Here is a 12,769-nt window from a genome sequence, read left to right on the forward strand (position 1 = left end):
TTTACCCGTCACCTTCACATGGAGTTGAACATGCCTGCCTCTGCCAAGACGTTCCGTGACCTGCACCACCAATCCACCGTGCTGCGCCTGCCCAATGCCTGGGACGCCGTGAGTGCGCTGCTGTTTGAAAGCCTCGGTGCCAAAGCCATCGCCACCACCAGCGCGGGCGTGGCCTGGGCACAGGGGTATGCCGATGGGCGTGTGTTTCCGCTGGAGGCAGCCATCCAGGCCGCCGCCAACATCGCGCGGGTGGTCAAGGTGCCGCTGTCGGTGGATTTCGAGCACGGCTATTCGGACGATCCAAAGACGGTCGCCGAAAACGTCAAGCGCGTGCTGGAAGTCGGCGCCGTAGGCATCAACATTGAAGACGGTCCGGACGTACCTGAATTGCTGGCGCGCAAGATCGAAGCGATCAAACGCATGGCCTCCAATAATGGGCTGGACGTGTTCATCAACGCCCGTACCGATGTGTACCTGGCGAATCTGGTGCCCGATGATCAGAAGATCGAGGAAACCCTTAAACGCGGCCAGCTGTATGAAAAAGCCGGCGCCGACGGCCTGTTCGCTGCGGCGGTGGTCGATGTCGATGCGATCAAGCGCATCGTTCAGGGCGTCAACCTGCCGGTCAACGTGCTGGCCCGGCCGGGTCTGCCGGATGCGGAAGGCTTGGCGAAACTGGGCGTGCATCGCTTGAGCGCCGGTTCCAGTGTGGCGATCACCGTGTTGAGTCTGGCCGAGCAATTGGGGCGTGATTTCCTCGGGAAGGGGCGTTCGGAACCGGTGACCCATAGCACACTCAGTTACCCGCAGATTCAGGGGTGGTTTGAGTAATGTTTTCCCTCAGAAGCGCCATTCCCTGGCGCTTCGACTCCTCATCGGTTGATCGACCTTTCATCCACCGATAAACGGCGCTGGCATATGTTTCTCTTGTGGAGTACAAATGTACTCCATGACGAACTTATCTCCCCGACGCGCTGCCATCCTGACGTTTATCCGTGATCGCATCGCCGACAATGGCCAACCGCCGAGCCTGGCAGAAATCTCCGAAGCGTTTGGATTCGCGTCTCGCAGCGTCGCGCGCAAACATATCGTGGCGTTGACCGAAGCTGGCTTTATCGAAGTCACCGCCAATCAGGCCCGTGGTATTCGCCTGATCGACGCGACACCCCGCGTTCAAATGCTGCAAATACCGGTATTGGGTCGGGTGGCCGCAGGTGCGCCCATCGGCCCCGACCTCGATAACCCCGACACCTTTGCCCTCGACAGCCGCACCTTTCTGCGTGTGCCGGATTACCTGTTGCGGGTGACAGGCGATTCGATGATCGAAGACGGCATTTTCGACGGCGATCTGGTGGGCATTCTGCAAAGCGCCGACGCACGGGACGGACAGATCGTCGTGGCCCGACTCGATGGCGAAGTGACAATCAAACGGCTAGAGCGGGGCGATGACACGCTCCGCCTGTTGCCCCGCAACCCGGCCTATGCGCCGATTGTTGTGCGTCCCGATCAGGACTTCGCCATCGAAGGTGTGTTCTGCGGCCTGGTGCGCCGGGAATGATGGGCGCGGTGGTCAGCCTTGACGCGCTGCTGGACGAGCGTCGGGTCTGGAAAGGGCGGGCGCAGGTCCAGCCAGTCGCGGCGCAACCCACAGGCCACCCGTTGCTCGACGCTGCGTTGCCCATTGGCGGCTGGCCCCCGGCGGCACTCACGGAAATCCTGATCCCTGCCAATGGCAGCGGTGAGTTGCGCCTGCTATGGCCGACCCTGGCGCGCCTGGCCAACGCGGGCGAACGCATCGTGCTGGTGGCGCCGCCTTTCGTGCCGTATCCCCAGGCCTGGCAATCGGCGGGGGTCGATCTGCGTCAGCTGTCGATCATTCAAGCCAGCGACACCGATGCCTTATGGGCGGTGGAGCAATGCCTGCGCTCCGGCAGTTGCGGGGCAGTGCTGGCGTGGCCGGGCAAGGTCGATGACCGCGCCTTGCGTCGTTTGCAAGTGGCAGCGGAGACGGGTGAAACCCTCGCGTTCGCCTGCCGTGGTCAGCAAGCCGCCGCCAACCCTTCGCCTGCGGCCCTGCGCATCGCCATCGATGTGCGCCCCCGGCAGCTGCGGGTGTTGAAGTGCCGAGGCGGCCTGGCCCCGTCATCGCCCATCCCGTTCACCACTGACGCTTGAGGTTTCCATGCTCTGGGCCTGTGTCCTGCTGCCGCAACTGGCACTGGACGGCGTCATGCGTCGTCGCGCCGAACCTGAGAAGCCGCTGGCCCTGATCAGCGGTCCCGCTCAACGCCGTGTGTTGCAAACGGTGAACGCCGCCGCCCGTGATCTGGGGTTGCGTCCCGGACAGACGTTGACCGCCGCCCACGCCATGAGCCGTGGCTTCGACACGGTGGAGTACGACCCGAAGCAGACCGAACACTGGCACCGTCTGCTTGCGGCCTGGGCCTACCGCTTCAGTTCCCAGGTCAGCCTGAAATACCCCCGCGTGTTGCTGATGGAAGTCGAGTCGAGCTTTGGACTGTTCGGCCCATGGCCGGTGTTCGAGGCGCGATTGCGCCAGGATCTGACCGCCATGGGGTTCAGTCATCGCATCGTTGTTGCACCGAACCCTTTGGCGGCGAGGATGTTGGCCAATGCCCACGACGGTCTGGCCGTCACCGACAATGAGACGCTGCAAGACGTGCTGCAACGGATGCCGGTCAATCGCCTCGGGCTGTCCCAAGACGTGGCCAACGCGTTAGGGCGCATGGGACTGCACCACTTGCGACAGGTGCTGGCCTTGCCTCGCGACACCCTGGCGCGGCGTTTTCCCGCAACGGTATTGCAACACCTGGACACCCTGACCGGGCGTCGCCCGATGGCGTTGGAATGTTATGTGCCACCTGACCATTTCGAGACCCGCATCGAGCTGAACTTCGACGTCGAATCCCATCAGGCGCTGTTGTTTCCCCTCAAGCGGATGATTGCCGATCTGGCGCTGTTTCTCGGCGGTCGGGACAGCGGCGTGCAACGCTTCGTCATTCATCTGGAACATGTGCCGAGCGTCGGCAGCACCGTCCCGGACACGTTGATACCAGTGGGCCTGCTCAGTGCCGAGCGCGAGGCGAACATGCTGTTCGAGCTGGCCCGGGGGCGATTGGAGCAAATCGTCGTGCCGTCCCCGGTTCGGGCACTCAAGCTTTCGGCCAAAGACTTACCGGCCTTCGTGCCGTCCCATCGCGAACTGTTCGATGATCGCCCTCAGCAAAGCATGCCGTGGGAGCAGTTGCGGGAGCGGCTGCGGGCGCGATTGGGCGATGACGCGGTCTGCGGCTTGAGCTTTCACGCCGACCATCGCCCCGAATGCGCATGGCAACCCGCGTCGCACACAAAGCCTGCGGTGGGCTTCAACCCGGTGCCTCGCCCCGGTTGGCTGTTGCGTGAGCCCGAAGCCCTGACAGACAGCGGCTCGCGGGTGTTGGCAGGGCCTGAACGGATCGAGTCGGGTTGGTGGGACGGTGGGGATGTCCGCCGTGATTATTACCTGATCGAAACCCGCACCGGCCTGCGCGGCTGGGCCTATCGCAGCGTGGGCGATGACGGCGGCCTGTGGCTGCACGGGTGGTTCGCATGAGCTGCGGGTACGCCGAGCTGCATTGTCTGTCCAACTTCAGTTTTCAGCGCGGCGCGTCCAGCGCTCAAGAGCTGTTCGAGCGGGCGAAGTTGCATGGCTACGAGGCCTTGGCCATCACCGACGAATGCACGCTGGCGGGAGCGGTGCGTGCGTGGCAGGCGGCAAAGGAATGCGGCCTGCCATTGATCGTCGGCAGTGAGATGACCCTCGAAGATGGGCCGAAAATCGTGCTGCTGGCCGAGAATCTCGCGGGGTATCAGGCGCTGTGCAGGCTGATCACCCAAGGACGCAGGCGCAGCAAAAAGGGGGAGTATCGCCTGCTGCGGGAGGACTTTCAGTCGCCGCTCAACGGGTTGCTCGCCCTTTGGGTGCCGGACCTTGAGCAAAAAAACGCGAATTTACGTGAGCAAGGTCACTGGCTGCGCGATCTGTTCACCGACAACCTCTGGCTGAGTGTGCAGTTGCATTGCGGGCCGGACGATCATCAGCGGCTGACGGCTCTGTTGTCGTTGGCAAAACAGTGCGGTCTGCCTGCCGTCGCCAGCGGCGATGTGCACATGCACGCCCGAGGCCGTCGGGCGTTGCAGGACACCATGACTGCCATCCGGCATCACACGACCGTGGCCGAGGCGGGGCACAGGCTGTTTCCCAATGGGGAGCGACATTTACGGCCACGGGCGATGTTGGCGGATGTCTTTCCTGCGGAGTTACTGGCCGAAACGCTGGTCATCGCGCGGCGTTGTACCTTCGATTTTGATGACCTGAAGTATGAATACCCCCGCGAGTTGGTGCCCAAAGGGCATACGCCGACGACGTGGTTACGTCACTTGACCGAAGAGGGCGCGCGTCAGCGTTGGCCTGAAGGCACCCCTACGGTCGCCCGGACAAACATCGAACATGAACTGGGGATCATCGCCAAGAAGCAGTACGAGAGCTATTTCCTCACCGTGCACGACATCGTCAGGTTCGCTCGACAGCAAGCCATTCTGTGTCAGGGCAGGGGGTCTGCCGCCAACTCGACCGTGTGTTTCGCCTTGGGTATCACCGAGCTGGACCCGTCCAAAGGCAAGGGCCAGTTGTTGTTCGCCCGGTTCATTTCGGAAGAGCGCAACGAACCTCCTGACATCGACGTGGACTTCGAACACGAACGCCGCGAGGAAGTCCTGCAATACGTCTTCCGTCGTTATGGCCGGGGCCGGGCGGCGTTGACCGCCGTCGCCAGCACCTACCACGGCGCCGGCGCCATTCGTGACGTGGCGCGCGTGCTGGGTCTGCCGCCCGATCAGATCAATGCCCTTGCGGATTGCTGCGGACGCTGGACCGACAACCTGCCGCCCGCCGATCGGCTGAAAGAATCAGGCTTCGAACCCGACAGCCCAGTCCTGCGCCGGGTGCTGACGCTGGCGGGCGAGCTGATCGGCTTTCCCCGGCACCTGTCTCAGCACCCCGGCGGTTTCGTCATTTCCGAACAGCCGCTGGAAACCCTGGTGCCCGTCGAAAACGCGGCTATGGCGGATCGCACGATCATTCAATGGGACAAGGATGATCTGGACTTGGTGGGACTGCTCAAGGTCGACATTCTGGCGTTGGGCATGCTCAGCGCGTTGCGCCGCACGTTCGACCTGGTCACCCGTTATCGCGGCTACGACCTGACCATCGCGAGCATTCCCGCCGAGGATAAACCGACCTACGACATGATCAGTCGCGCCGACACCATTGGCGTGTTTCAGATCGAGTCCAGGGCGCAGATGTCGATGCTGCCGAGGCTCAGGCCGGAGACGTTTTACGACCTGGTGATCGAGGTTGCGATTGTCCGGCCGGGACCGATTCAGGGCGACATGGTGCACCCGTACTTGCGTCGGAGAAACAAAGAAGAGCCGGTGACCTATCCTTCGGAGGAACTGAAAGCCGTGTTCCAGCGCACCCTCGGCGTGCCGCTGTTTCAGGAGCAGGTCATGCAACTGGCCATTGTCGCGGCGGATTACACGGCGGGTGAAGCCGATCAGTTGCGCCGCTCAATGGCCGCCTGGAAACGCCACGGCGGACTCGAGCCTCACTATGCCCGTCTCAGTCAGCGGATGACCGAGAAGGGGTACACGAAGGACTTCATCGATCGCATCTTCGAACAAATCAAAGGCTTCGGCAGCTACGGCTTTCCCGAGTCCCACGCCGCCAGTTTCGCCTTGTTGACTTACGCCAGTTGCTGGCTCAAATGCCACGAGCCCGCTGCTTTCACTTGTGCGCTGATCAACAGCTGGCCGATGGGTTTTTACAGCCCCGATCAACTGCTACAGGACGCCCGTCGCCATCACATCGACGTGCACCCGGTGGACATTCGCTACAGCGACTGGGATTGCTCGCTGGAATCGGTGGAAGGCCGAGACTACTCCCAAGACCTGGCGATCCGCATGGGCCTGAGGATGATTCGCGGTTTCCGCGAGGAAGACGCCCGGCGCATCGAGCAGGCGCGCGCCATGCGTGAGTTCAAGGACGTCACTGACCTCTGCGTGCGTGCCGATCTGGACAATCGCGCGCGGGCGGCGCTGGCGGATTCCGGGGCCTTGCGCGGTCTGGTGGGGCATCGTCATCGCGCGCGTTGGGAGATGGCGGGGGTTGAGGTGCAGCGTCCGTTGTTTGGCGATGACTGTTTTGGCGAAGAGGCTCAAGTCGCACTGCCTTTGCCGAGCGTGGCCCAGGACCTCATGGCCGATTACGACACCCTCGGCACGACGCTGGGGCCGCACCCGCTGTCGCTGCTGCGCAACAAACTGGCCGCCAAACGGTTTCGCAGCTCGAAGGACTTGCTCGATGAAGAGCACGGACGGCAATTCAGTGTCGCCGGATTAGTGGTCGGTCGACAGCGACCGGGCACGGCCAGCGGCGTGACCTTTGTCACGCTGGAAGACGAACACGGCATGATCAATGTGGTGGTCTGGCGCGACTTGGCCGAACGTCAGCGCAAGGTGTTGGTGGGTTCGCAATTGATGCAGGTGTTCGGCAAGTTCGAGTATCAGAAGGGCGTCCGTCACGTCATTGCCCAACGGCTCTTCGACCTGACCCCGCTGCTGACCGGGCTGGACGTGCGCAGTCGCGATTTCAAGTGATTGACCGTTACGAGGCGTTCATGGCTTCGGAGTGAAACCGCTGGCGATACTCCACCGGGCTGATGGCCAGCCGCTTGACGAACACCCGACGCAGGCTGTCGGCGTTGTCGAAGCCACAGCGACGGGCGATTTCCTTCATGGATTGTTCGGTGGTTTCGAGATAGCGGCGCACGGCGTCGATCCGTGCATCGGCAAGAAAGGCCATGGGCGGGGTGCCGGTTTCCTTGGTGAACAGTCGCGACAGATTGCGCGGGCTCATGTGCACCCGTTCGGCCAGGGAGGCCAGGCTGTGATCGATGTGCAAGTGCGCGAGCATATAATCCTGAATCGCCTCGACCTGGGAGTCGACGCCTCCCTGAATGTCGAGCAACGGGCTGAATTGCGATTGCCCACCGGCGCGACGCAAATACACCACCAGGTATTTGGCGACGTCGATGGCCATGCGTTTGCCGAAGTCTTCCTCGATCATCAATAGCGACAGGTCGATCCCCGCCGTGACACCCGCGGTGGTGTAGATCGTGCCGTCCTTGACGTGAATGTGGTCAGGGTCGACGTGGGCCGAGGGAAATAGCTCACTGAGGTGCGCCGCGTCCATCCAGTGGGTGGTGACCGACTTGCGGTCGATCAGGCCCGCCGCACCGAAAGCGAACACGCCGTTGCAGATCGCGGCCAGACGGCGGCAGCGTTTTTCCTGGACCTTGAGCCAGTCTCCGAGGGTCGAGTCTGCGTAGACATCGAAAATCCCCAGTCCGCCCGGAACGATGACCGTGTCGAAGTGCGGGCAGGGGTCGAAAATCGTTCGGTCCGGGATCACCGTCAGCCCGCTGGACGACAGCAACGGGCTGCGAGTGGTGCCGACGGTCAGCATTTCGTATTCACAAGCCCCTTCGCTCAAGACCTTGACCTGAGCGAAGGCGTCTTTGGGACCGGCGATGTCCAGCAGTTGAAAGCCGGGGAACAGCACCATGCCCACGCTGATTTTGCGCATAGGGTTTCCTTTGAAGATTGAGATCGCCTGTCGCGGCCCAGAGGGTCGGCATGTTCACAGTCGCCTGCAGCAACCCGGCTTGCCGGCGGTGGCGTTCTGAAGGTCGCTACCGCTGGCAAGCCGGACTGCTAAAGGACGGGGATCGCCCACACCGTCGAGGCTTTACATGATGCATGCAATTCCCGGGCTACCTCACGGCCGCTACGGCACTCATGTCTTCCGCGCCCGGCACTTGCCGCTGGAACCACCACCCGCTGAGCCCGCCCAGCGCCATCCAGAACACACCGTTGACCAGCAAGGACGTCATTCGGAACTGCGCCTGCAGGTCATCCGGTGCCAGTGCATGGTGCTCGGCGGGTTGCGGTGCGCCGTAAAGATGCGGCGCGGCCATCAGCAACACCGCCACGAGTCGCCATGCCCAGTGTTTGCCAAAGACGATCAACGCCAGCCCGACGGCTGTGGCCAGCGCCGTCGCGCCCCACCAGTCCTGGCGTGAGGTCAGCTCGGCGGCCACGGTGCCCGGCAATTCCGGTGGCAATCCTGCCGCGGGAGCCAGACAGAACGTCGCATACCCCGCCAACCCCCAGAGCACGCCGTGCCAGGCCTTGGCCGGTTCACGCAGGTTGTACAGCGCGCTGAGCAGCAGGGCGAAGCCAATCGCGACCACCAGATCACCCCCGAACGTGGACAGCGTGCGCTGCCAGCCGTCCTCTGGTGTCCAGGCCTCGGCATCGTGCTCGTGCGCATGGGCAGCGGCGCCGTGGTCGTGAGCGGCCAACTGTTCATGGGCTTGCTCATGAACCGATTCGGCGTTTTCGTAGACTTCGGCCTGCAAAATCAAGGGCGTGATCCACAGGCTTTGCAGCAGGGTCAGCAACAGCGCGGCGAGGGCACCGGTGTAACAGGCCGTGGTGAGGATGCGTTTGAACATGCGCGTGTGCTCCGCAATGGATCAGTGGCAGGGGAAACCCGAACTGTGGCGGGTGTCGTGGGCGGCGTTGTGGACCAGGTCCAGGTGCGAAAACCCGGCGAAGTACACCAGCGACAGGCCCATCAGGATCGAACCGAAGGTGACCAGCAGGCGATGGCTGCGAGTGGCGGACGGGGCATGCGTCAGGGCGGTGCTGCTCGATGGGGAGCTGCTCATGGGGCGGTCCTCGTTTCTGTGTTGTCGGTTTTGAGTGTGTTCAAACGGCTGTACAGCTCATCGGTGTCCAGCAGCGAATGCGCTTGCAACACCTTGATCAGGGCTTCCAGATAGCGCTCGTAGTAATCCCACGGGGGCTGGTTGTCACAGGGCAATTGCTCCCACGTCGAGATTGAGCCAATCAGGTGCTGGCGGAAGGCTTCCCATTCGAAATGACCGGCCTTGGACAATGCCAGCGCCAGTCCGTACAGGCTGCGCTGCCATTCCTGTGTGAACTGCAAACGGCCTTGTGCTCGGGGTGGCGAGTCCTTGTGGCCGAGCATGCTGTTGGCGGCGAACTCTTCGAAACGCGTAAACATGGCGGCCTCCTCAGGCGGCGGGCAATTCCACCAGGGCCACGCCCATCATGGCTTCCGGTGTCACCAGTGCGGCCAGTTGTGCTTCGCTCAGGTGATCGGAGTTCGCCGGGCGCTCGGGCACCACGAACCAGCGGATCTGCGCGCTGCTGTCCCAGACTTCGACGTGGGTGTCTGCGCTCACCGGCACGCCGAATTCGCGCAGCACGGCGCGGGGTTCGCGCACGCCTCGGGCCCGAAACACAGGGTCTTTGTACCAGTAGGGCGGCAGGCCGAGGATAGGCCACGGGTAGCAGGAACACAGGGTGCAGATGATCAGGTTGTGCACGCCGGGGCCGTTGGCGACGGCCAGCATGTGCTCGCCCTCGGCGCCGTCCATGCCTTGGGCGAGGTTCAGCTCGGCGATGGCGGCGGGCGTGTCGGCCAGCAGGCGTGCCTTGTACTCAGGGTCAACCCAGGCGCGGGCAACGATTTTCGCGCCGTTGAAGGGGCCTGCGACGGTTTCGAAGTGGGCCAGCACGGCGTCGACCGAGTCGCTGCCGATCACGCCTTTTTCAATCAGCAAGGCTTCGAGTGCCCGGACCTTGGCCGCGCTTTCGGCTTCCCGTTGTTGTTCATAGTCGAAGAGTTGGCTCATGGAAATGCTCCGCAATGGGTTCGTCAAACGTGTGAGGGTCAGCGCGTGGGCTGCAAATAGGCTTCGAACAGGTCCGCATAAATCGTCGTGTTGGGCTCGCTTTTATCGACGCCCCACAGGTCAGCTGCGTCGAACGCCACCCGGTACACCGGCATCGGCTCGCCAATCCCGTCCGGCCCGGTGTTGACGAAATAGGCGAACGCCCCCGCATACACCTCAACGATTTTTCCCGGTTTGTTGCGCAGGTAGCCGGGCAGGCGGGTGTGGTCCACGGCCACCGGGTCAGCGATGATCACGACATCGCCCTCGCCGAACAGCGGTGCGGCGTCGTAGGGCCGGAGCCCCGAGTCCCCTTGCTCCAGGTAGCGCACGATCTGCTCGCGGATCGCGGCATTGGGCTTGTCCGGCAGCGGTGCGTCGGGCTGCTTGCGGTAGTGATTGGCGCGGTCCTTGAGCTCGTCACTCTGGATGTAGCCCGCATTGACGAAAAAGCCGGAGATCCCGCCCAGCCATTTCTCGTAGTAGCGAAACTTGAAGTATTCGAAGGGTTGCATGCCTTCGGCGCCGGTGCGCAACGAGGCCCAGGTCCAGTCGCTCTTGAAGGCCGTGGGCAGGGTGTCCATCGGGTAGCTCGGCAGGGCATCTTTCAGGTGGGCGCTTTCGGCCATCATCGCGGTGTGGATGCCGAAGATGCGCTTCTCCCATTCCTGCACGAACACCTGTTTTTCGAAGTCCACCGGGCCAAGGTTTTCGAGGCCGCCGAGGTAGTGTTGTAGTTTCATCGAACGCTCCAGTGTGAAGTTCAGGGGGTGGCAATCAAGCCAGTTGCGGGCTGGGTTTGCTCGTCAACGCATCGCCGAGGCGTTCGGAGACGTAGCCAAAGACCGCACCGGTGACCAGCGCGACGGCGGCGATCAGGGCCGGGTTTTCCAGACCGGGCGTCGTCATCGGTTTGCCGCCGACCGCCGTGGTGCCCACTGTCGAGGCGAAGCCCCAGACGATGGCGGGCAGAATGCTCAGCAACGGCACCTTGGAGGCCTGAACCATCAGGGCACTGCCAGCCCCCACCAGCACGGCGATGATGATGGGCGCTTCACTGACGGTGGCGATCCCCAGCAACACCAGGGAACTGATCACCAGCCCTGTCAGGTTCGACGCGACACTGCGTACGAATCCGGCACTGCCACCGCCGACCACGAAAAACGAGGCCCAGGCGATGAAGGTCACCCAGACCGGCACCGGCAGGACGGTGGCCGTGACGTAGGTGTCCAGTACGGCGAGCAGGCCGATGCTGACGGTGTAGGCTTCTTTCTGTTTCATGAGGTCATTTCCTGTCGTGGGTTGGGTGGGGTGTTGGGCAGGGTGAAGCTCAAGGTTGAAAGTCCGCGTCGTGCTCAGGCCGCTTGCAGGCAGTCGAGAAAGCCCTGACGCAGCTGTTCGCTGTCCAGATCGCGGCCAATGAACACGAAACGGTTGTCGCGGGATTCGTCGTCGGCCCAGCGGCGGCCGGGCATGGCCTCCAGCAGCATGTGCACGCTGTGGAAATGAAAGCGCCGGGCTTCGCTGGTGAAATTCAACAGGCCTTTCATGCGCATCAGCCGTTGGCCCTGATCGTTGACCAACTGGTTGATCCAGCGGTTGAACCGGTCCGGGTCCAGTGCCCCGGGTGTGACCACCGAGCAGGACGAGATCGACGCGTCGTGGTCATGGTCATGGCCTTCTTCTTCAAGAATGTCCGGCTCGATCATCAGCAGGTTCGGCAGCGAGAACCGTTTTGTGCCGAGCAACGTTTCCACTGCGACCCGGGAATGGTTGGTCGGCAGCAGGTTGGCGGTCTGGTTGAGCTGGCGCACCTGACGGGCGATGTCGGCCAGTGCGGAGTGGCTGACCAGCGCGGTCTTGTTGAGGATCAGCGTGTCGGCGAACGCAATCTGTTCCCGCACGATTTCGTCGTTCAGTTGATCCTGGAGATGCACCGCGTCGACCACGGTGATCACTGATTCAAGCTCGACCTGAGTGCGCAGGTCGGGGTCGGCGAGAAAGGTTTGCAGCACCGGGGCAGGGTCGGCCAGGCCTGAGGTTTCGACGATCAGCCGGTCGAGACGGTGGCCGGCCAGGTTGAGCATTTCCTTGATGCTGGCCACCAGGTCCGCTCGCACGGTGCAGCACACGCAGCCGTTGTTGATCTCGATCAGCGCTTCCTGTTCGGCGACGATCAACTGGCCGTCGATGCCGACTTCGCCGAACTCATTGACCACGACGCCGATGCGCTCATGCCGGTTCTCACTCAACAGGTGATTGACCAGCGTGGTCTTGCCCGCACCGAGAAAACCGGAAATGACCGTGACGGGGATTTTGCCGTTTGCCATGAGTACGCACCCTTGTCGCTGTGATGGGGCGCTGCCGAAGTGGGCAGCTTTCCTCAGGACAGGTGCGATTTTCAGTCCGCTTTGCGTCGGCTGTCCGGCGTGGACAGGCTGTTGTCACGTTTGGTCAGGTTCCGTGGCGTTATCGGTATGCAAGGTCAAAAAAGGACAGGTACGGGGTGGAGTGGCAGGTTTTCCAAGCGGGATTTGAATAGAGAGGATGCACTGTCGTGGAGCGTGGTGCACAGGTTCTGGACTGTAGGCGCGAATGAATTCGCTCCTACAGGTGATTCCGTGTCTGGCGCTCTTTTCGTGACGCCGATGAACCCTCTGTGGGAGCGAATTTATTCGCGAAGGGGGTTCAGGCGATGAAGATGTGCCGTCCGCACCGGCCTCTCGCGAATGAATTCGCTCCTACAGGTGATTCCGTGTCTGGCGCTCTTTTCGTGACGCCGATGAACCTTCTGTGGGAGCGAATTTATTCGCGAAGGGGGTTCAGGCGATGAAGATGTGCCGTCCGCACCGGCCTCTCGCGAATGAATTCGCTCCTACAGGTGA

13 protein-coding genes are annotated in these 12,769 nt (G+C 62.5%); 5 read left to right on the plus strand and 8 right to left on the minus strand.

The genetic code is table 11. From position 1 onward, the window contains the following. Positions 1-30 precede the first annotated feature (30 nt). The 5 genes from ACIQAL_RS15965 (at position 31) to ACIQAL_RS15985 (ending at position 6,717) form a co-directional block, all read left to right on the plus strand. Positions 31-831 (plus strand): isocitrate lyase/phosphoenolpyruvate mutase family protein, encoded by an 801-nt coding sequence (locus tag ACIQAL_RS15965; RefSeq protein WP_401147011.1) that lies wholly within the window; start codon positions 31-33, stop codon positions 829-831. Between the two features lie 109 nt (positions 832-940). After that, a complete protein-coding gene (lexA, locus tag ACIQAL_RS15970) occupies positions 941-1,558 on the plus strand; it encodes a transcriptional repressor LexA (RefSeq protein WP_401147012.1) in 618 nt (205 codons plus the stop codon). Beyond that, positions 1,558-2,175, plus strand: a complete 618-nt coding sequence (imuA, locus tag ACIQAL_RS15975) for a translesion DNA synthesis-associated protein ImuA (protein WP_401147158.1) — start codon at positions 1,558-1,560, stop codon at positions 2,173-2,175. Before lexA ends, imuA begins: the two co-directional genes overlap by 1 nt. Positions 2,176-2,182: 7 nt before the next feature. Further along, the gene (locus tag ACIQAL_RS15980; RefSeq protein ID WP_401147014.1) at positions 2,183-3,613 is read left to right on the plus strand and encodes a Y-family DNA polymerase; all 1,431 of its coding nucleotides are present in this window, start codon (positions 2,183-2,185) and stop codon (positions 3,611-3,613) included. Beyond that, positions 3,589-6,717 carry an error-prone DNA polymerase gene (locus ACIQAL_RS15985; RefSeq protein ID WP_401147016.1) on the plus strand — a complete coding sequence of 1,043 codons (3,129 nt, stop codon included), beginning with the start codon at positions 3,589-3,591 and terminating at the stop codon, positions 6,715-6,717. Before ACIQAL_RS15980 ends, ACIQAL_RS15985 begins: the two co-directional genes overlap by 25 nt. 7 nt (positions 6,718-6,724) lie before the next feature. Here ACIQAL_RS15985 and ACIQAL_RS15990 read toward each other — a convergent pair whose 3' ends face one another. From ACIQAL_RS15990 to ACIQAL_RS16025, 8 genes are all read right to left on the minus strand, one after another. Beyond that, on the minus strand, positions 6,725-7,705 hold the full coding sequence (locus ACIQAL_RS15990) for a GlxA family transcriptional regulator (protein WP_341964426.1): 981 nt from the start codon (positions 7,703-7,705) through the stop codon (positions 6,725-6,727). A 187-nt stretch (positions 7,706-7,892) separates the two neighbouring features. After that, positions 7,893-8,636: a CbtA family protein gene (locus tag ACIQAL_RS15995; protein WP_401147019.1), complete on the minus strand. Its 744-nt coding sequence runs from the start codon at positions 8,634-8,636 to the stop codon at positions 7,893-7,895. 21 nt (positions 8,637-8,657) lie between these two features. Then, positions 8,658-8,852 (minus strand): CbtB domain-containing protein, encoded by a 195-nt coding sequence (locus tag ACIQAL_RS16000; protein ID WP_401147022.1) that lies wholly within the window; start codon positions 8,850-8,852, stop codon positions 8,658-8,660. Beyond that, the gene (locus ACIQAL_RS16005) at positions 8,849-9,211 is read right to left on the minus strand and encodes a nitrile hydratase accessory protein (protein ID WP_401147024.1); all 363 of its coding nucleotides are present in this window, start codon (positions 9,209-9,211) and stop codon (positions 8,849-8,851) included. Before ACIQAL_RS16005 ends, ACIQAL_RS16000 begins: the two co-directional genes overlap by 4 nt. Positions 9,212-9,221: 10 nt before the next feature. Next, complete coding sequence (gene nthA, locus ACIQAL_RS16010; RefSeq protein WP_166597819.1) at positions 9,222-9,845, minus strand: nitrile hydratase subunit alpha; 624 nt, start codon at positions 9,843-9,845, stop codon at positions 9,222-9,224. 38 nt (positions 9,846-9,883) lie between these two features. Further along, positions 9,884-10,627: a nitrile hydratase subunit beta gene (gene nthB, locus ACIQAL_RS16015; RefSeq protein ID WP_401147027.1), complete on the minus strand. Its 744-nt coding sequence runs from the start codon at positions 10,625-10,627 to the stop codon at positions 9,884-9,886. A gap of 34 nt (positions 10,628-10,661) precedes the next feature. Continuing rightward, a complete protein-coding gene (locus ACIQAL_RS16020) occupies positions 10,662-11,165 on the minus strand; it encodes a DUF1097 domain-containing protein (protein ID WP_166597821.1) in 504 nt (167 codons plus the stop codon). Between the two features lie 74 nt (positions 11,166-11,239). After that, positions 11,240-12,214 (minus strand): CobW family GTP-binding protein, encoded by a 975-nt coding sequence (locus ACIQAL_RS16025; RefSeq protein WP_401147030.1) that lies wholly within the window; start codon positions 12,212-12,214, stop codon positions 11,240-11,242. Positions 12,215-12,769 lie beyond the last annotated feature (555 nt).

The organism is Pseudomonas sp. NPDC088368 (genome assembly GCF_044753445.1).
In the GTDB taxonomy this organism is placed as follows: domain Bacteria; phylum Pseudomonadota; class Gammaproteobacteria; order Pseudomonadales; family Pseudomonadaceae; genus Aquipseudomonas; species Aquipseudomonas bambusae.